Here is a 17,222-nt window from a genome sequence, read left to right as displayed (position 1 = left end):
TTAAACTTGCTGCATCCCTGGCCATACTTCCGGAGGCCTTATTTTATACCTGTCTTACTCACGCCTTTCCTACTAATAACCGATAACGATCAACCAATAACTATAATCCGTATCTTTGCAGGACGCCCGGCTACAAGTATGGCTGGGCCTAAACAAAGTATAAATCACATGAAGTACCCGGTTTTTAAGGACCTGATCATATTCGAGAATGAGGATTACGTGGTGGTGAACAAGCCGCCGTTTCTGGCCACGCTGGAAGACCGTACGCCTAACACGACCAATTTGCTTAAGATAGCGCGCCAGTACAACCCGGACCTGCAGGCCTGCCACCGCCTGGACAAGGACACCTCAGGCTGCCTGGTTTTCGCCAAAAATGCGGAGGCCTACCGCCACCTGTCGATGCAGTTTGAGCACCGCCAGGTGTACAAAGTATACCATGCCGTGGCCTGGGGCGTGCATAAATTTGAGGATGAGCTGGTAAACAGGGCTATACTGCCCAACGCAAAGGGTGTGGCACACCTGAACCCGAAAGGGAAACCGGCCGAGACCTACTTCACCACGCTGGAGAGTTTTGCCCGCCATACCTTGGTGGAGTGCGTACCGGTAACCGGCCGTCTGCACCAGATACGGGTGCACCTGGCGTTCTTGAATGCCCCGATCGTGGGCGATGCGTTGTATGGCGGCGAGAATGTGTACCTGAGCAACCTGAAGCGCGGGTATAACCTAAAAAAGGACACCGAGGAACTGCCCCTGATCAAGCGGTTTGCGCTGCACTCCTTCAACATCGGCTTTACGCTACTCAACGAGGAGCCTATTAAAATAGAGGCGCCTTACCCCAAAGACTTCGGCGTGCTGGTAAAGCAGCTGCGGGCACATTAAAACCTTGACAAAAGACTGTTAGACAAAGGACAAAGGAAGTATGGATTGGCTGCTTCTTTTGTCCTTTCATACTTTAGAACCCAAGTATAAGGCATGTGCACCTATGCTTTCAAAGGCATGCATAGCTCCAAACCCGCCTGCATACTCTTATACTTCGCCAAAGTATAAAGCTAACTCTTCAGAAGTATGATGCTTTCTCCTTTGTCTTTTGTCAAAAATTCCTTTGTCTATACTTAGCCCACCCGCAGCACGATCTTGCCGATATTCCTGTTCTGCTCCATGTAGCGGTGTGCCTCGGCCACATCTTCCCAATCATACACAGAATCTACCACCGGCTTTAGCTTTCCTGCCTTAAAGAGTGGCAGGGCAAAACGGCTCATATCCTCCGTAAGCTTAATCTGGTAATCTTTGGAGCGAGAGCGGAGCGTGGAGCCGATCACCTGCAGGCGCTTGGAGAGTATCTTGCGCAGGTCTACCTCCCCTACCTTACCGCCACCCAGGCTGGCAAGTATAACCAGGCGCCCGTCCAGGCGCAGGCAGTCGAGGTTCTGGTTAAAGTATGGCCCGGCTATAAAGTCCACGATCACGTCCACGCCCTCGCTGTTTGTATGCGCCAGCACCTCGTCCTCAAAAGGCACTTCTTTATAGTTAATGGCTTTGTGTGCCCCAAGGTCAAGACAGGCTTGCACTTTCTGTGCCGACGCCGTTACCAGCACCTCGGCCTTTAAGGCGCGCGCCAGCTGTATGGCTGCCGTGCCCACGCCACTTGCCCCCGCATGGATGAGCGCCCGCTCCCCCGCCTGCAGTTTCGCCAGCCAGGCCAGCGCCTGCCACGCCGTTAAGAACACCTCGGGTATGGCGGCGGCCTCTCCCATACTTAGATTCTCCGGCACCGGCATGGCCATGGCCTCATCTATCACGGCATACTCAGCGTAGCCCCCACCCGGCAGCAGGCCGAACACTTTATCCCCTTTTTTATACTTAGTGCAGTTTATACCTGCCTCCACCACCTCGCCGGCAATCTCAAGTCCAAGTATAGGGCTGGCCCCTTTGGGTGGTGGGTACTTGCCCTGGCGCTGTAGCGTATCGGCGCGGTTAAGGGCGGTGGCGTGCACTTTTACCAGCAGTTCGGTAGGACTGGGCAGGGGCTGCTCGTACTCCCCGAGTATAAGCTGCTCGGGGCCGCCCGGCTGTTTCACAAGTATGGCTTTCATAACAGAACAAAGTTTTTAATGTAGGTTATACTTTAGACGCTGCTCTGCCCAGGAAGTTACCGCCTGTTCTGAAGAGCATCTACAACCCATTTTTCAACGGGGTCAGAAAAATAGTCTGAAAATAATTGCGGAACACCTTTACTTTATTACGAAAGTTTCGTAACTATACGAAAACATCGTAATACTATGGAGAAGCTAACACAACAGGAGGAAGAGGCCATGCAGGTAATATGGGCTACAGAGGGAGGGTTTATCAAGGAGTTCCTGGAAAAGCTGCCGGAGCCGAAGCCCCCTTACACGACGCTGGCCTCCACGGTGAAAAACCTGGAGAAGAAGGGCTACGTGCAGGGCGAGAAGCTGGGCAACTCGTACCGTTACCTGCCCCTGATAAAGCAAGAGGACTACAAGAAACGCTTTATGAAGGGGTTTGTGGGAGACTATTTCAAAAACTCCTACAAAGAGCTGGTGGCTTTTTTTGCCAAGGACCAGAAGATCAGCGCCGAAGAACTGAAAGAGATTATCGACATGATCGAGAACAAAAAATCGAACTAACATGCCTGAATTGCTCCTATACCTGCTAAAAGTGAACGTGGCGCTGGTGCTGTTTTACCTGGCGTACCATGTGGCACTCCGACGGCTCACGTTTTACCAACTCAACCGCCTGTTCCTGGTGTTCGGCATTGTGTTTTCCACAGTATACCCTTTTATAGATCTATCGACCCTATTTGCCAATAAGCAGCAGATGGCGGCGGCCTACCTGGTAACCATGCCTGCGTGGGCCTATGCCACACCAACTGCCACCCCTGCACCCGCAGCCTTTGATTATTGGCAGCTGCCGGTGTATGTGTTCTGGGCTGGAGTAAGTGTGATGCTTGTGCGGTTTATACTTCAGCTGGCTTCACTCTACCGGATACATGCCGCTTCGGAGCCCGTAACGTATAAAGCTGTGCCTTTCCGGAAAGTAAAAAGCATCACCCAGGCCTTCTCCTTCTGGCAAACCATCTACCTGAACCCCTCGCAGCACAAGCCGGAAGAACTGGAGTCCATACTGCGGCACGAGCTGATCCACGTAACCGGCTGGCACACCTTGGATGTGCTGCTGGCAGAGTTGAGCGTGGTATTTTATTGGTTTAACCCAGGGGCCTGGCTCATGAAAAAAGTCATGAAGGAAAACCTGGAGTTCATTGCCGACCACAACGTAGTGAACGCCGGCATAGACCGGAAAGAATATCAATACCTTTTACTGAAAGTTGTAGGCGCCACACAACCTCAGATTGCCAATCAATTCAATTTCCCATCCCTAAAAAGAAGAATTGCCATGATGAACAAAATGCCTACCCATAAGGTCAGCCGGCTCAGGTTGCTGATCGTGCTGCCGCTTGTTACTGTTTTGCTTTTTGCTTTCAGAAGCGCTGTGCCTGACACTGAAGTAATAGCCGGCACTGAAGCAGAGGCTCCGCAACAAAGTGGAGACATCCCGCTACCGGAAGAGTTTGTAAAACAGCTAAAGCAAAACCCCAGTGTAAAGAGCGTGCGCGGCAGAAAGGTTAACAACCGGAGCGCCATAGTACTTAGCCTGAAAGGCGGCGGCACGGAAGTGTACTACCTGGATGATGCCAAAAGCGTAGCCGAGCTCGAGCGCAAGTATAACCTGCCTGCGCTCCCTCCGCCACCACCACCAGCACCAGAGGCCCCAGATGCACCGGAGTTACCGGCTCCACCCCCACCAGTACCAGCAAACGAGGCCCTGCCAGCTCCACCTCCCCCTGCTCAGGAGAAAACTGAGGCAAAGGCAGGCTTGCCAGAATCAGCCTTATATTACATTGATGGGGTGGAGGCATCAAGTGAGGCTGCAAAGAAGTTAGACCCGAAGGAGATCCACAGTATCAATGTACTTAAAGGAGAGGCTGCCACGAAAGAATTTGGCAGCAAAGCGTCCAATGGATTGATTTCCATCATAACCAAGGAAAACCAGAACTCTCCCGGAGTGAAAGAATTTAGCAAGAGGCTTTCTGCACAGACTATAGCAAACCCAGGAACTCCGCCACCGCCGTCGCAAGAGGAGAATGCAGATGAAGCCTTTGTGTTTATACTTGACGAGGTGCCTTATTACAAGGACAGGTCGAACTGGCCTACGGATTATAAAGCGTTCTTAAAGAGGAACCCAACTGTAGAAAAGGTAGGCTGGAAGTTTAGCAACAGGAGAGAGTACAACCTGGAATCTCTCGTTCTCTTCCTGAAGAGCGGCAAAGTGGAGACCTATGCTTACAACGGGAACCCGCGCATACCAGCCGCAGAAGCCAAGTATGGCCAGCTGCCTCAACTGCCTCCACCGCCACCGCCTGCAAAAGCGAACGAGTAGCATTGGTAAAGCATAACTGCCTGGTAACATGAAGCTGCCAGGCAGTTATACTTTGTACCTACGCTCTCCCCTATCAAAGCCAGCACCTGACACCTACAGCACCAGCAAAAAGCATAGCCCCGGAACAATCGGAGTAATTTCATACTATTTACCTGTATTCCAGCATATTTCCCACTATCTATTGCATATCAAATAAATAGCTTCTATCTTTGTGTCCATTTTCGATAGACCGAAAGTTCATAATTCAAATAAATAAATCGCTTACAACCACTAAAAATGGATCATTTAAGTTATAAGACCCTTACTGTCAGCAAGAAGACAGCCAACAAAGGCTGGGTGATTGTTGATGCAGGGCAAGGAAGCTTGGGTCGTGTGGCATCTGAAGTTGCCAAGATCCTGAAAGGCAAGCACAAGCCTTCGTATACTCCTTTCGCTGACTGCGGCGACAACGTGATCATTATCAACGCTGATGACACACGTTTCACAGGCCGTAAGTGGGATCAGAAGTACTACCTGACGCATACGGGTTACCCAGGCGGCCAGAAGAGAACTTCTCCACGTGAGCTTAAGGCTAAATCATCTACGCTGCTTGTAGAGCGCGCTGTTCGTGGCATGTTGCCTAAAAACAGACTGGGCCGCGAGCTGTTCCGTAATCTTCATGTTTTTGCAGGAAGCGAGCATCCGTTCGCCGCTCAGCAGCCAAAAGAATTAACCCTCAATATCTAATTTAATGGAAGTTATCAATACATCTGGTAGAAGAAAAACCTCGGTGGCTCGTATCTACATGACGGCCGGGCAAGGGAATATCACTATTAACGGTAGAGATATCAAGGAATACTTCCCTAGCGAAGTACTTCAAACTATTGTGAATCAGCCGTTCAGAACCTTAGAAGCAATTGGCAAGTACGATGTGAAAGCCAATCTTAAAGGGGGTGGTGTAAGCGGCCAGGCTGAAGCACTTAGACTTGCTATCTCTAAAGCACTGGTAGTAGAAAACGCCGAGACTAAATCAGCTCTTAAGAAAGAGGGCTTCATCACGCGTGACCCACGCATGGTAGAGCGTAAGAAGTTCGGTAAGCGTAAAGCGCGTCGTTCATTCCAGTTCAGCAAACGTTAATATTAAAGGTGTATCAACAACATGGCAAGTACTAATTATAAAGAATTACTTGAGGCAGGTGTTCACTTTGGCCACCTTACCCGCAAGTGGGACCCGAAGATGGCTCCATACATCTTCATGGAGAAGAACGGTATCCACATTATTGACCTGAACAAAACTTTGGTTGCGCTGGATGAGGCTACGGCCGCTATCAAGAACATCGCAAAGTCTGGTCGTAAGATACTTTTTGTAGCAACCAAGAAGCAAGCGCAGGAAATCGTGGCTGAAGAGGCCCGTCGCCTGAAGATGCCTTACGTAACCGAGCGTTGGCTGGGTGGTATGCTGACAAACTTCGCCACTGTGCGTAAGTCTCTGAAGAAAATGTCTACCATCGACAAAATGATGAAAGACCCGGAGCAGTCTAAGGCACTGGCGAAGCGTGAGAAGCTGATGCTGTCTCGTGAGCGTGAGAAACTGGACCGTGTACTAGGTGGTATCAACGACCTGTCTCGCCTGCCAGCGGCTCTGTTCGTGGTAGACGTGAAGCGTGAGCACATCGCGGTGAAAGAGGCTCATAAACTGAACCTGCCAGTATTCGCTATCTGCGATACGAACTCTAACCCAGAGCAGGTAGACTTCCCAATCCCGGCAAACGACGACGCTTCTAAGTCTGTAGCCCTGATCGTATCGATCGTAGGCAAGGCTATCGAAGAAGGTCTGTCTGAGCGTAAAGTGGACAAAGAGGAAACTGAGCGCAAGCGTTCTGAAGAAGAAGGCATCAAGGAGAAGCAGGAAGCTGACGAGCAATAAGAAGTAATTTATATTGCACTATATCAAACTGAACATTGGGCAAACGGCGCTTCAATGTTCAGTTTGTTTTAGGGGAACAGGAAAGAGACAAAAGAGATTTTGACAAAGGACAAAAGAAGGATTTACAACCAGTCCTGCATCTCTTTCTGAAAACCACCACTAGAAAATCTTAATTATTAATTTCGTAATTCATAATTATAAAATCATGGCTATTACAGCACAAGACGTTAATAAACTCCGTCAGGAAACCGGAGCCGGTATGATGGACTGCAAGAAAGCACTTACTGAAGCTAACGGCGACTTTGAGGCAGCTAAAGATATTCTGCGTAAGCAAGGCCAAAAGATTGCCAGCAAGCGTGCTGATAACGCTACCTCTGAGGGTATCGTGCTGACACACGTAAGCGAAGACGGCAAAAACGGTAAAGTAATTGCCCTGGCTTGCGAAACGGAACCGGTATCGAAGGTAGCTGACTTCCAGAACCTGGCTAAAGCTGCTATGGAAACTGCCGTTTCTACAAACGCCGCCACAAAAGAAGAACTGCTTGCTGCTCCTCAGGCTGATGGCCGCTCACTGCAGGACCACATCACGGATCTGATGGGTAAAATCGGTGAGAAAATCGACGTTGTTTCTTACCAGACTGTAGCTGCTGAGAAAGTGGTGAACTACAACCACTCTAACGGCAAACTAGGTGTATTGGTAGGCCTTACGAACACTGGCGGTGCTGAGGTAGAGGAAGTAGGTAAAGACGTGGCGATGCAGATTGCTGCTATGAACCCAATCGCGGTTGACAAAGACGGCGTTGACTCTGCTACTGTGGAGCGCGAGATCGAGGTTGGTAAAGAGCAGGCGCGTGCCGAAGGCAAGCCAGAGCAAATGCTGGAGAAAATCGCGATGGGCAAGCTGAACAAGTTCTACAAAGACAACACCCTGTTGAACCAGGACTTCGTGAAAGATCCTTCTGTTTCTGTAGCCAAGCTACTTGACAACACAAGCAAAGGTATGACTGTAACGGAGTTCAAGCGTGTAGCTATCGGTTAATTACAGCTGAAAGTATAAAGGAAAAGCCCGCCGTAAGGTGGGCTTTTTTTATGGGATGACGTCTACTCCAGTTGACTGTTTAATAATGGTGGTGGCAGAGAATTAGGTGGCAAGGGGTGCCATGACAGCACATGCTTCCTTACTACACTATCATAAGTAGCTATCAAGGAGACTGAGTCTACTCTCTTTGCCCTCATCCCTTCTTTTACTTGGTACAGTAGCAAAGAATCTGAGATAACTCTTAATGCTCCCTCAGCTTTTCTTGGGGAGAAGCTGACTACTGTTTCTTTTCCCTTGGTATCTGTCAGAAGCAGCATGTACATAAACCCATGGCTTAACTCTCTGCTTTCTACGTTCAACACCAACAACGATGTGTCAGAGGGAAATCTTTGAATTAACTCAGACAGAGGCTCGGTCAGGTTTTTGGCAGTTGACGTGTAGGTGCGGAGCGGAGCATTTAACATGCCTCTTCTGACGAGTGTAATACTACCATCCGATGATAGTTGGTGAAAGTTGGCCAGATAAAAATCATACCCATTCCTTTCTTCGTTTTCTCTGTATGTGTACTCTACAAGAGAAGCGTTCTCCAAAGACTTATGCTCACATTCTATTCGAGATTGGGAGCAACCAGCCAAGAGCAGCAATGCGAGTAGGAGGTTATTTTTCATCTATTTTTGCCAACTACCACATAAAGTTTCCCCTCACCCATTCCGCCTCACCGTACTTACAAAAGCATCGCGCATATCCACGAAACGGTTTACAACTGCCTCTATAAATTCTTCATCGATAAGAGCTTTCGCTCCTTCGTCTCCCATTACTTCGGTTTCTTCAATTTTATAGATCTGCTCCAGGTTGGCTTTCTCCAGCTTCAGGATATACTTGCCGTTATAGGAATGCAGCGTGATCTTCACGTGCGGATTTGGTATGTCGGCTACTACTCTCATAGTTTATGGTGTTGGCTTGTGAATTGGTTAAAGTATCTAATGTAACAGATTTTGTCATTCTGTTAAGAATCTTCTTGGATGGGTGAAAAGCTATCACTACTGGCTCACATGATCCTTTCAGGATGACAGAACAGAAAAGCACAGACTTAACCTGCCCTTCCGAGTATGGGAATTTGCAGTGTAGTCTTTTGTCCTTTTTCTAAAATTCCTATGTCATACAATCAGGCTTCTTCCTCAATTTCAATGCCCATCAGCTGCATCAATTTACTGGCGTTAAAGCTGCGACAGAGGCCGGGCGTCAGTTTATAGTCGAAGTTGATCTCGTTGCCGATGATGTCGCTGTTGAAGCTGTAGTTTTCTACGCTGCCCCGCAGTTCCTGTTCCATCGCGCCCAGCTCCAGGTCGTGGGTGGAGATGAGGCCGGAGGCGTTGCGTTTGTGCAGCTGCCGTATCAGCGACATGGCCCCGATGTGACGGTCGCGGGAGTTGGTGCCCTTCAGGATCTCGTCGAGGAGGTAGAAAACCGGCTGCCCCTGCTCCGTCAGCTCCAGCAGCACGCGCAGGCGCTTGAGTTCGGCGTAGAAAGAGGAGGTGTTCTCAGACAAATTATCGGCGGTACGCATGGCTGTGTATACTTGCGCCGGGGCCACGGTCATACTTTTGGCACACACCGGAGCGCCCATCAGCGCCAGTACCATGTTAATGCCTACCGTTCGCAAAAAAGTAGTCTTGCCCGACATGTTGGAGCCCGTGATGACGATGGTATGGCCAATCCCCTGCATCTCGAAATCGTTGGCAACAGGCTTAACCGAGAAGATGAGCGGGTGCGCCAGCGCCGAGGCCTGGTAAAGGAAAGGCGACTGGCTGAGGCGCGGCACGGCGAAGTGCGGGTGCGCGTGCTGAAAGGCTGCCATACTTGCCAGCGCCTCAAACTCCGCCAATACCTCCAGGCTCTGCTCCAGCTGCTGCAGGTGCTGTTCCTTCCAGCTCTCCAGGCGGTACATCCACACAAAATCCCACAGCAAGATGTTGTTTAGGAAAAAAGCCATCAGGGTGCTCAGGCGCCAGGAAAAGAAATCGATGATGTTGGCGAGCCTGTTTATACTTACCGAGGACCTGGTGCCGGATTTGATTAGCTTCTGCTGCATTTCCTGAAGTACAGGCGAGCTGAACTGGTGCTGCTCCAGGTGCTGTAGCTGTTTGGTGTAGCTGCGCATAGCCTCGTAAATGCCGATGCTCTTTTCGTAATACTCGTCGCGCTCCACCCGGAACTTGTAAGCCAGAAAGAACTGCACCAGCAGCAAGCCGACTGCTATCCAACCGGTAAAGCCATAAAACCAAGCCGCAATGGCCGCCAGCGTAAGTACCGGAAGTATAAACAACAGCGGTTTCAGCCAGCCATGCTGCCGGAAAAAGGCCTTGTTCTTAAACCAATGGATAAATCCTGCGGCCGACTCCGCATCGTGTTTGTAGTGCATGGGCAGCGCCAGGAATTCCTGCAGCCACTCCAGCCTTAAAGGCGAGGCCAATTCGGAAACAGCCTCCTGCCGCCGCAGCACCTGCTCCGGTAATGCGGCCTTGCGCAGCCACAGGGCCAGTTTATACTTGCCAATGCTGGTAACGGAGCGATTGAGCAGCTGGAAAAGCGAACTTTGCCCAAAAATGTCAAGATCAGAAGTATAAGGGTGGTGATCATCCACGAATTCCTGACCGCCGTCGAACTTGCTTAGCTTGCCCTGCAGCCGCTCCACCTCCTGCTCGTTTACCTGCCGCAGCAGGCGCAGTTGCTGATACCGAAAGTTTAGGCGACTGTGCCAGCGCATTACAAGTATAAAAAGGGAGTAGAAGCCAAGTATGGCCAGGGCACCGGCGTTGTTGTTACCGCTCTTAAAGAGAAGATACGCCAGCACAGCACCGGCCACAAACACGCCCACCCGCAGCCACGAAACGGCACTGGAGGTAGCGGCCGCTTTTTTTTCCTGTCCGGCAAAGGCCGAAGCCCTGTCTAAGTATAAACTTTCTCTGTTTTCGCTCACAAATATACTTTTTAACGCTACCTATACTTCTTAGTCAATCATAGCGATACACTTCAGTTCGATGGCAATGGGCGTGGGCAGCTTGTTTACCTCCACGGTGGTGCGGCACGGCTGGTTGTCCTTAAAATACTCGGCATACAGGCGGTTGTAAGTGGCAAAGTCATCCTTCATGTTCGTCAGGAAAACCGTCACGTCCACCAGGCTCTCCCAGCTGGAACCGGCGTCCTCCAGAATGTAGCGCACGTTCTGAAACACCGAGCGGCACTGCGCCTCTATGTCGTAGCGCAGGATGTTGCCCTGCTCGTCCAGCTCCACGCCGGGTATCTTCTTGGTGCCGCGCTCCCGTGGCCCCACGCCCGACAGAAACAGCAGGTTGCCTACGCGCCGCGCGTGCGGGTACAGGCCCACCGGCTCCGGTGCCTTACTCGAGTTGAGTAGCTCTTTGTTAGTTGCCATAGCCAAATATACATAAATAAAGAGTGATTCTCAGGTACGCCCCAAAACAGGAAGAGCCGGCGGTTGCCAGCTCTTCCATCACCTTAAACAAACTATTATAAATGCTTTTTATTACTTTGTGAACTTCACATCGCCATACCTGGAGGTGATGCTTACCATCCCTTGCGGCGACGGGCCACCGAACCTGCCTTTGTATTCGGCTGAGGTATAGTCCTTTTCGAGCGATGTTATTGTAACCAACGACTTATCAACGTTAAAGTTGCCGAACTGCACATTCACATCGAAGTTGAAGTTCGTGTTGTCCGCGAAGTTCAGGTTAAGCGGGGTGAATCCGCTATCCAGGGATATCTTGCGGATGTTGTTGCTGATGTTGTCGATCCGGAAAGAGCCGTACTGTACCTTCATGTCCATTGTCTCCTGTAGGCTGCCCACACTAAAGTCACCATACTGAGAAGAACCTTGCAGGCCGCCGGCTTCCTCCACTTTCATGTCTGCATAAGCCACACTAATAACACCGCCGTTAATATAGGCACAGTTCCCAGAGCCGTACGTCAGTTTTACGTTGTTGCTGGAGTTTGCCAATCGGTCGCATTTCAGGTTTCCGTACTGCATGTCTACATCCACCTTACCTTTCATAGAGGCCAGGTACACATCGCCGAATTTGTTCTTTACGGCAAGGGCATTCTCGGCTGGCATGTAGATGGTATAGTTTATCTCCAGGCTTCTGTTGTTGTTGTGCCCGTTGATGCGCATCGGGCTCTTCTCGGTGCGGAAAGAGTAGGTACTGCCTTCGCGGCTTTCCTTGATAGTAACGTTGTCCAGCATCATCTGGGCTCTATCCTCGGTGGCAGCGCGGGCAATTACATCCACCTTTACCCTGATTTCATTCTTGTCCCAGGTGTTCACGTGCACTTTGCCCCACTGGTTCTCGATGTTCAGGGCATCTTTGCTACTCACCTTAAAGGTCTTGTCGATGGTTTTGCGCTTCTCGGCATCAAAAGCAGCTTCTGCACCCATGTTTCCGGTCTGGTCAATTATTACCAGGTGTTTCATCTCTGCCAGGTGCTTCAGTTCCGACAGGCTTTCCAGCGCGGCCAGGCTCTTCAGCTCCTTCAGGTCAGCCAGGTTCTCCAGCTTCATATCTTCCAGCACACGTAGTCCGGACAGGTCCACTGTTACATCCGGACAAGGCGCGCTGTCTTTGGCCTGTGCCATGGCCAGCATAGGTGCCAGTAGCAGCACCAGCATAAGGCGTAGAGCGTTATACATTTGTGGTATCATCGTTTTGTGGTTCTTGAATAGGTTGTTGTTTGTTTGGCTCCAGTTTCTGGAGTACTTCCAGCTGACGATTCAGCACCTTGATCCGTATCTGCAGGTTCTGGATCAGGGCACCTACTATCTCATTGGTATTGGGAGAAGTATAGAGTTGGTTTTTGAGGGAGACATAGCTGCTGTCGAGGCGGGCCAGTTCTTGGTCTATCACCTGCTGCTCGTCCAGGCCCAGCACTTTCAGGTCATACTCGCTCAGCTCCGATTTCTTGGCTTCTATCTGGCTGGCATAGTAGGCCTCGATTTCTGGTAGCTCCGGCGCAATAGTGCTTACGTCAGAAGCAGGGGCATTTATACTTTGTGTGGATGCCAACGTGTTGGCGGTATCAGGGGTCTGCTGCTTCATCAGGAAGATGGTGAGGCCGCAACCCAGCAGCAATACAATGGCCGCCGCCACGCGCATAAAGAAGAAATCTGCACTGAAGCTGGCGCGCTCGCCAAAGTTGAACTTAATAACTTTGGTCTCTTTTTCGGGTGATTTTTGGGGCAGCTCCTGGCATATGTGCTGCCACAGTTCCGGCCGAGGCTCGAACACGTCGAACTCCTCCCGGTTATTCTGTACAAACTTTTCTAATCTATCTTTCATGGTAAATTTCTGTCATAGTTCAGCCAATCTTATACTTTCACTTATGCCATAAACTGCGGCTCCTTCATTATCTCCAATAGCTTTTTGCGTGCCCTGCTGTACTGCGATTTAGAGGTAGACTCCGAGATGCCCAGCACCTCGCCTATCTCAGCATGGTCGTATCCCTCCAGCAAGTATAAACTCAGCACCACCCGATAACCATCGGGTAGCTTCTGGATGGCACGCCGCACCTGCTCCACCTGCCACTCCGAGTCGTCCTCCGTTACCTCATCCGGCACCTCGGCCACGGTGCGGTCATCCATCGGCACCAGTTCCGAGCGACGTTTGCGCACCGCGTTGATGGCCGCGTTGATCACGATCTTCTTCAGCCAACTGCCGAAGCTCGCCTCGCCCTTATAGTGGTGCATGTTCCTGAAGGCACTCAGAAAAGCCTCCTGCAGCACATCCTCGGCCTCGGCGTAATCGTTGGTGATGCGCATGCTCACGTTAAACATAGCTTTGGAGTAGAGTTTGTACAGTTCATACTGCGCCCGGTGTTCACCGCTTTTGCAGCGCTGCACCACCTGCTGGTTCACATCCTGGTAGCCAATTTTTTCCAAAGTTTAATGCTTAACCGGTTAATCGCACTCACTCACCTTAGTGTCTTCCCATCCGCCTTTCCTAATCTCTGCCCTAAAGACATGCTTATCTATCCGAAGTTGCATATAGGTTACAAATATTTTCAGATTTTTTTCGTTAGGCTTCTTTATCCACATTATCCACAGCCCTGTGTGGAAAAGCTAAAACGCCTTATCATCTTCATCTTCTTCATGTTATACTTTAAAAGGTGCGATAACATAGGAAAAGGTTGCTTCTTAGGAAGCTCTCCCAACTGCCTCTAGGCAAGTATAGGCACAGGTTATCCACATATCCACAGGCGGCTTGTCCACAATTGTGGATAAGTAAGGTTCACACCTTTCTAGAGGAGAGCGCTATAAAGTATAAGTATGGGTAAACATAGCATGACAAGAAGCAATTCCGGGAAATTTGTGTAAAACAAGTGAGATTACAGAAGTATAAATGGGTAGGAGTTGTATAGAATCCCCTGCCGCTGACACAAACTTACCTTATCCACAGGCGTGCATAAAAAACGCCAGCCCCATGGTAGAGCTGGCGTTTTATACTTGTAGCTAACAAAACGCTCGCAGGAGCTGCAAGGTTTGTGCCTTTGCCTTAGTCCATGATGTCGAACCGGATGCCTTGTGCGAGCGGCAGCTCACGGCTGTAGTTGATGGTATTGGTCTGGCGGCGCATGTATATTCTCCAGGCATCGGAACCCGACTCACGGCCACCACCTGTGTCTTTCTCGCCACCAAAGGCACCGCCGATCTCGGCACCCGATGTACCGATGTTCACGTTGGCAATGCCGCAGTCAGAACCCCAGTGGCCCAGGAAGGCCTCGGTCTCGAGCAGGTTAGTAGAGAAGATAGCCGAGGACAGGCCCTGGCGCACGCCGTTCTGCAACTCAATGGCATTCTCCACATCGCCGCTATACTTGATCAGGTATAAGATCGGGGCAAATGTCTCTTCCTGCACCATCTCATAGTGGTTTTCGGCCTCCACGATGGCTGGTTTCACATAGGTGCCGGTTTCATAGCCTTCGCCGCTCAGGATGTCGCCACCCGTCAGCAGGGTGCCTCCCTCCTGCTGCACCTTCTCCAGCGCACTGGTAAAAGCGTCAACGGCATCTTTGTCGATAAGTGGGCCCACCAGCGTCGTGCTGTCCAGCGGATGACCGATAGGCAGATTCGGGTATACTTTCAGCAAGCGCTCTTTTACCTGCTCGTAGATGTTCTCATGAATGATGAGGCGACGGGTGGAGGTACAGCGTTGTCCGCAGGTACCCACGGCACCGAACACGATAGCGCGCAGGGCCATTTCCATGTCAGCACTCTCGGTAAGTATAATGGCGTTGTTACCGCCCAGCTCCAGCAGGGATTTACCCAGACGGGCACCAACGGCCTCGCCTACCTTCTTGCCCATGCGTGTAGAGCCCGTAGCCGATACCAACGGCACGCGCTTGTCGTGGCTCATCAGGCTGCCGATCTCGGCATCGCCGATGATCAGGTTAAAGATTCCCTCCGGCAGCTCGTTCTCAGCCAGTACCTCCTTGATGATATGCTGGCAGGCCACGCCCGTCAGCGGCGTTTTCTCTGATGGCTTCCAGATCACCACATCGCCGCAAACGGCAGCCAGCATCGCGTTCCAGCTCCAAACCGCCACCGGGAAGTTGAAAGCTGAGATCACACCCACGATGCCCAGCGGGTGGTACTGCTCGTACATGCGGTGCTGCGGTCGCTCCGAGTGCATCGTGTAGCCGTGCAGCTGGCGTGAGAGGCCAACGGCAAAGTCGCAGATGTCGATCATCTCCTGCACCTCGCCCAGGCCTTCCTGGTATATTTTGCCCATTTCGTAGCTCACCAGCTTACCCAGTGCTTCTTTGTGCTGGCGCAGCTTATCGCCGATCTGGCGCACTACCTCGCCGCGCTTCGGGGCGGGCACCTTGCGCCATACTTTAAAAGCTTCCTCGGCCTGCACCACCACCTTGTCGTAATCTTCGGCGGTAGCCATGTTCACGGTGGCAATGGTGTTGCCGTCTGCCGGTGAGTTGATGGTGCGGGTAGTACGCCCTTCGTGGCCGCCCCACGAAAGGCCGGTGCTATAGGCCGGGTTCACTTCTTTAATGCCCAGTTGGTGCAGTACGTCGGAAATCTCCTTTACCAGTGGTGCTGCGTCTATGGTTTGCTTCATGGTTTTATCGCTTTAAATCTCTTTTAACATGCTCTTATACAAAGCTAAAAAATAAAAAAGCTTCTGCAAGGCTGCAGAAGCTTTCTCTGTTATTCGCTAGGGTTTGTTAACCTTTCCCGATCGGGTAGTATGCCTTCAGGCCATCCGGATAGACACCCTCAATGTACACCACACCACTGTCAAAATTCTTCAGGTGCTTCTCCACGTCGGCTGGCTCGTTCACTTCATACTTGTCGATGCGGGTAATGATGAAGCCATCCTTCATACCTGTGTCGCGGAATTTGCTGTCGGCCACATCTTTGATCTTGGCTCCCCCCGTAATACCCAGTTTGCTCATCTCCTGCCGTGTTACCGGCTCAAAGGTAGCCCCATCAAACGTAACAGACTTGGCGTTGCTACGCTTCACCAGCTCGGTGCTGTTGTCCAGGTTCTTGAGCGTCACATTGGCAGTTTTGCTCTTTCCGTCCCGGAGGTAGGCAATTTTCACCTTATCGCCTGGGCGGTAGCGGGCAATCTGCTCCAGCAGCTGGGACGACTTACCCACTTTCACATCGTTTACGGCTGTAATCACGTCACCGGCCTTCAGGCCAGCCTCCTCGGCACCGCTTCTTTCCTGCACTGCCGCCACGTACACCCCATTCAGGGTTTTGATACCTTTTTCTTTCGCAAAGGCCGCGTCAATCTCCTGGATAGAAGCTCCTAGCAGCGCGCGTTGCACTTCGCCATACTTGAGCAGGTCATCTACCACCTTGCTCACAATAGCCGACGGAACGGCAAAAGAGTAACCGGCAAAAGAGCCTGTTTGTGAGGCGATGGCAGTGTTGATACCTACCAGGTCACCGTTCAGGTTTACCAAGGCACCACCTGAGTTGCCCGGGTTCACGGCAGCATCCGTCTGAATGAACGACTCGATGCTCATATCCTGGGTGGCGCTGGTGCGCAGGATGTTGATGTTACGTCCTTTGGCACTTACGATACCGGCTGTAACGGTAGAGGTCAGGTTCATGGGGTTACCCACGGCCAGCACCCACTCGCCTACCTGCAGGTCATCGGAGTTCCCGTAGCGGACGGTTGGCAGGTTCTCGGAGTTGATCTTTAACAGCGCGATGTCGGTGGTTGGGTCGGAGCCCACAAGCGTAGCCTCAAACTTGCGCTTATCGTCCAGCACCACCTCTATCTTATCGGCTCTGTCGATCACGTGGTTGTTGGTCACAATATAACCGTTAGAGGCCACAATAACCCCGGAGCCCGAGCCCACCTGCGGGCCACGCGGCACGCTCCGGCCAAAGCCATCGCCAAAGAACTCACGCAGGAACGGATCCATGGGGCTGCTGTAGCGGTCGGAGGAGCGCACGCTGTACTCCGTCATAACATGCACGACAGCGGGTGTGGACACCTGCGCGGCTTTTATAAAATTAAGGCCTTCCGGCACTACCACGTTGCTGCTGCGCATGTCGCTGGTGTAGCGGACAGTGGGGTACTGCTGCTCTGTCTGAACAACGTTATGATCATCCTCCAGCAGTTTGTAGCTTCCAACAGCCACGCCACCGCCTACTACAGCCGAGAGCGCAACGCCAAGTATAAACTGTTTCGTCTTCATATGGTGATTTTAAACTTTACTATATATAATATCTTGAATGGGATATATCCCCTTATTATGAACGCCATAGCTTTATACGGT

17 protein-coding genes are annotated in these 17,222 nt (G+C 51.2%); 7 read left to right on the top strand and 10 right to left on the bottom strand.

The genetic code is table 11. From position 1 onward, the window contains the following. Positions 1–168: 168 nt before the first annotated feature. Positions 169–879 (top strand): RluA family pseudouridine synthase, encoded by a 711-nt coding sequence (locus OH144_RS20195; protein ID WP_266204056.1) that lies wholly within the window; start codon positions 169–171, stop codon positions 877–879. A gap of 233 nt (positions 880–1,112) precedes the next feature. Here OH144_RS20195 and OH144_RS20190 read toward each other — a convergent pair whose 3' ends face one another. Beyond that, positions 1,113–2,093, bottom strand: coding sequence for an NAD(P)H-quinone oxidoreductase (locus tag OH144_RS20190; RefSeq protein ID WP_266204055.1), 981 nt, complete (start codon positions 2,091–2,093; stop codon positions 1,113–1,115). Between the two features lie 186 nt (positions 2,094–2,279). Here OH144_RS20190 and OH144_RS20185 point away from each other — a divergent pair, with 186 nt between their 5' ends. The 6 genes from OH144_RS20185 to tsf all read left to right on the top strand — a co-directional run bounded on the left by OH144_RS20185 (position 2,280) and on the right by tsf (position 7,400). After that, entirely contained in the window at positions 2,280–2,645 is a 366-nt protein-coding gene (locus tag OH144_RS20185; protein ID WP_266204054.1) for a BlaI/MecI/CopY family transcriptional regulator, read from the top strand. Between the two features lies 1 nt (position 2,646). Beyond that, positions 2,647–4,455, top strand: a complete 1,809-nt coding sequence (locus tag OH144_RS20180) for a M56 family metallopeptidase (RefSeq protein WP_266204053.1) — start codon at positions 2,647–2,649, stop codon at positions 4,453–4,455. Between the two features lie 276 nt (positions 4,456–4,731). Beyond that, entirely contained in the window at positions 4,732–5,181 is a 450-nt protein-coding gene (gene rplM / locus OH144_RS20175; RefSeq protein ID WP_266204052.1) for a 50S ribosomal protein L13, read from the top strand. Positions 5,182–5,185: 4 nt separating this feature from the next. Next, positions 5,186–5,572 (top strand): 30S ribosomal protein S9, encoded by a 387-nt coding sequence (gene rpsI / locus OH144_RS20170; protein ID WP_266204051.1) that lies wholly within the window; start codon positions 5,186–5,188, stop codon positions 5,570–5,572. Positions 5,573–5,593: 21 nt separating this feature from the next. Then, positions 5,594–6,361, top strand: a complete 768-nt coding sequence (rpsB, locus tag OH144_RS20165) for a 30S ribosomal protein S2 (protein ID WP_266204050.1) — start codon at positions 5,594–5,596, stop codon at positions 6,359–6,361. A gap of 205 nt (positions 6,362–6,566) precedes the next feature. Then, positions 6,567–7,400 carry a translation elongation factor Ts gene (gene tsf, locus OH144_RS20160; protein WP_266204049.1) on the top strand — a complete coding sequence of 278 codons (834 nt, stop codon included), beginning with the start codon at positions 6,567–6,569 and terminating at the stop codon, positions 7,398–7,400. A 62-nt stretch (positions 7,401–7,462) separates the two neighbouring features. Here tsf and OH144_RS20155 read toward each other — a convergent pair whose 3' ends face one another. From OH144_RS20155 to OH144_RS20115, 9 genes are all read right to left on the bottom strand, one after another. Next, the gene (locus tag OH144_RS20155; RefSeq protein WP_266204048.1) at positions 7,463–8,068 is read right to left on the bottom strand and encodes a hypothetical protein; all 606 of its coding nucleotides are present in this window, start codon (positions 8,066–8,068) and stop codon (positions 7,463–7,465) included. Positions 8,069–8,101: 33 nt separating this feature from the next. Further along, on the bottom strand, positions 8,102–8,344 hold the full coding sequence (locus tag OH144_RS20150) for a hypothetical protein (RefSeq protein WP_266204047.1): 243 nt from the start codon (positions 8,342–8,344) through the stop codon (positions 8,102–8,104). Between the two features lie 221 nt (positions 8,345–8,565). Next, positions 8,566–10,380 (bottom strand): MutS family DNA mismatch repair protein, encoded by a 1,815-nt coding sequence (locus OH144_RS20145; RefSeq protein WP_266204046.1) that lies wholly within the window; start codon positions 10,378–10,380, stop codon positions 8,566–8,568. A gap of 30 nt (positions 10,381–10,410) precedes the next feature. Beyond that, positions 10,411–10,836: a RidA family protein gene (locus tag OH144_RS20140; RefSeq protein ID WP_266204045.1), complete on the bottom strand. Its 426-nt coding sequence runs from the start codon at positions 10,834–10,836 to the stop codon at positions 10,411–10,413. A 111-nt stretch (positions 10,837–10,947) separates the two neighbouring features. Further along, complete coding sequence (locus tag OH144_RS20135) at positions 10,948–12,105, bottom strand: DUF4097 family beta strand repeat-containing protein (protein ID WP_266204044.1); 1,158 nt, start codon at positions 12,103–12,105, stop codon at positions 10,948–10,950. Further along, positions 12,098–12,751 (bottom strand): hypothetical protein, encoded by a 654-nt coding sequence (locus tag OH144_RS20130; RefSeq protein WP_266204043.1) that lies wholly within the window; start codon positions 12,749–12,751, stop codon positions 12,098–12,100. The genes OH144_RS20135 and OH144_RS20130 overlap by 8 nt, the downstream gene beginning before the upstream one ends. A gap of 41 nt (positions 12,752–12,792) precedes the next feature. Then, complete coding sequence (locus OH144_RS20125; RefSeq protein ID WP_266204042.1) at positions 12,793–13,350, bottom strand: RNA polymerase sigma factor; 558 nt, start codon at positions 13,348–13,350, stop codon at positions 12,793–12,795. Between the two features lie 613 nt (positions 13,351–13,963). After that, positions 13,964–15,541 (bottom strand): L-piperidine-6-carboxylate dehydrogenase, encoded by a 1,578-nt coding sequence (gene amaB / locus OH144_RS20120; protein WP_266204041.1) that lies wholly within the window; start codon positions 15,539–15,541, stop codon positions 13,964–13,966. A gap of 106 nt (positions 15,542–15,647) precedes the next feature. After that, positions 15,648–17,141, bottom strand: a complete 1,494-nt coding sequence (locus OH144_RS20115) for a Do family serine endopeptidase (RefSeq protein ID WP_266204040.1) — start codon at positions 17,139–17,141, stop codon at positions 15,648–15,650. Positions 17,142–17,222: the final 81 nt, after the last annotated feature.

The organism is Pontibacter kalidii, from assembly GCF_026278245.1.
Taxonomy (GTDB): Bacteria; Bacteroidota; Bacteroidia; order Cytophagales; family Hymenobacteraceae; genus Pontibacter; species Pontibacter kalidii.
Note: the sequence above shows the minus strand (reverse complement) of the source record. Positions and strands in the feature narration are given on the sequence as shown.

What these genes read in the sequence shown, in the direction of transcription:
- OH144_RS20195 (WP_266204056.1), top strand. Translation starts at nt 169, where the DNA reads ATGAAGTACCCGGTTTTTAAGGACCTGATCATATTCGAGAATGAGGAT.
- OH144_RS20190 (WP_266204055.1), bottom strand. Translation starts at nt 2,093, where the DNA reads ATGAAAGCCATACTTGTGAAACAGCCGGGCGGCCCCGAGCAGCTTATA.
- OH144_RS20185 (WP_266204054.1), top strand. Translation starts at nt 2,280, where the DNA reads ATGGAGAAGCTAACACAACAGGAGGAAGAGGCCATGCAGGTAATATGG.
- OH144_RS20180 (WP_266204053.1), top strand. Translation starts at nt 2,647, where the DNA reads ATGCCTGAATTGCTCCTATACCTGCTAAAAGTGAACGTGGCGCTGGTG.
- rplM (WP_266204052.1), top strand. Translation starts at nt 4,732, where the DNA reads ATGGATCATTTAAGTTATAAGACCCTTACTGTCAGCAAGAAGACAGCC.
- rpsI (WP_266204051.1), top strand. Translation starts at nt 5,186, where the DNA reads ATGGAAGTTATCAATACATCTGGTAGAAGAAAAACCTCGGTGGCTCGT.
- rpsB (WP_266204050.1), top strand. Translation starts at nt 5,594, where the DNA reads ATGGCAAGTACTAATTATAAAGAATTACTTGAGGCAGGTGTTCACTTT.
- tsf (WP_266204049.1), top strand. Translation starts at nt 6,567, where the DNA reads ATGGCTATTACAGCACAAGACGTTAATAAACTCCGTCAGGAAACCGGA.
- OH144_RS20155 (WP_266204048.1), bottom strand. Translation starts at nt 8,068, where the DNA reads ATGAAAAATAACCTCCTACTCGCATTGCTGCTCTTGGCTGGTTGCTCC.
- OH144_RS20150 (WP_266204047.1), bottom strand. Translation starts at nt 8,344, where the DNA reads ATGAGAGTAGTAGCCGACATACCAAATCCGCACGTGAAGATCACGCTG.
- OH144_RS20140 (WP_266204045.1), bottom strand. Translation starts at nt 10,836, where the DNA reads ATGGCAACTAACAAAGAGCTACTCAACTCGAGTAAGGCACCGGAGCCG.
- OH144_RS20135 (WP_266204044.1), bottom strand. Translation starts at nt 12,105, where the DNA reads ATGTATAACGCTCTACGCCTTATGCTGGTGCTGCTACTGGCACCTATG.
- OH144_RS20130 (WP_266204043.1), bottom strand. Translation starts at nt 12,751, where the DNA reads ATGAAAGATAGATTAGAAAAGTTTGTACAGAATAACCGGGAGGAGTTC.
- amaB (WP_266204041.1), bottom strand. Translation starts at nt 15,541, where the DNA reads ATGAAGCAAACCATAGACGCAGCACCACTGGTAAAGGAGATTTCCGAC.
- OH144_RS20115 (WP_266204040.1), bottom strand. Translation starts at nt 17,141, where the DNA reads ATGAAGACGAAACAGTTTATACTTGGCGTTGCGCTCTCGGCTGTAGTA.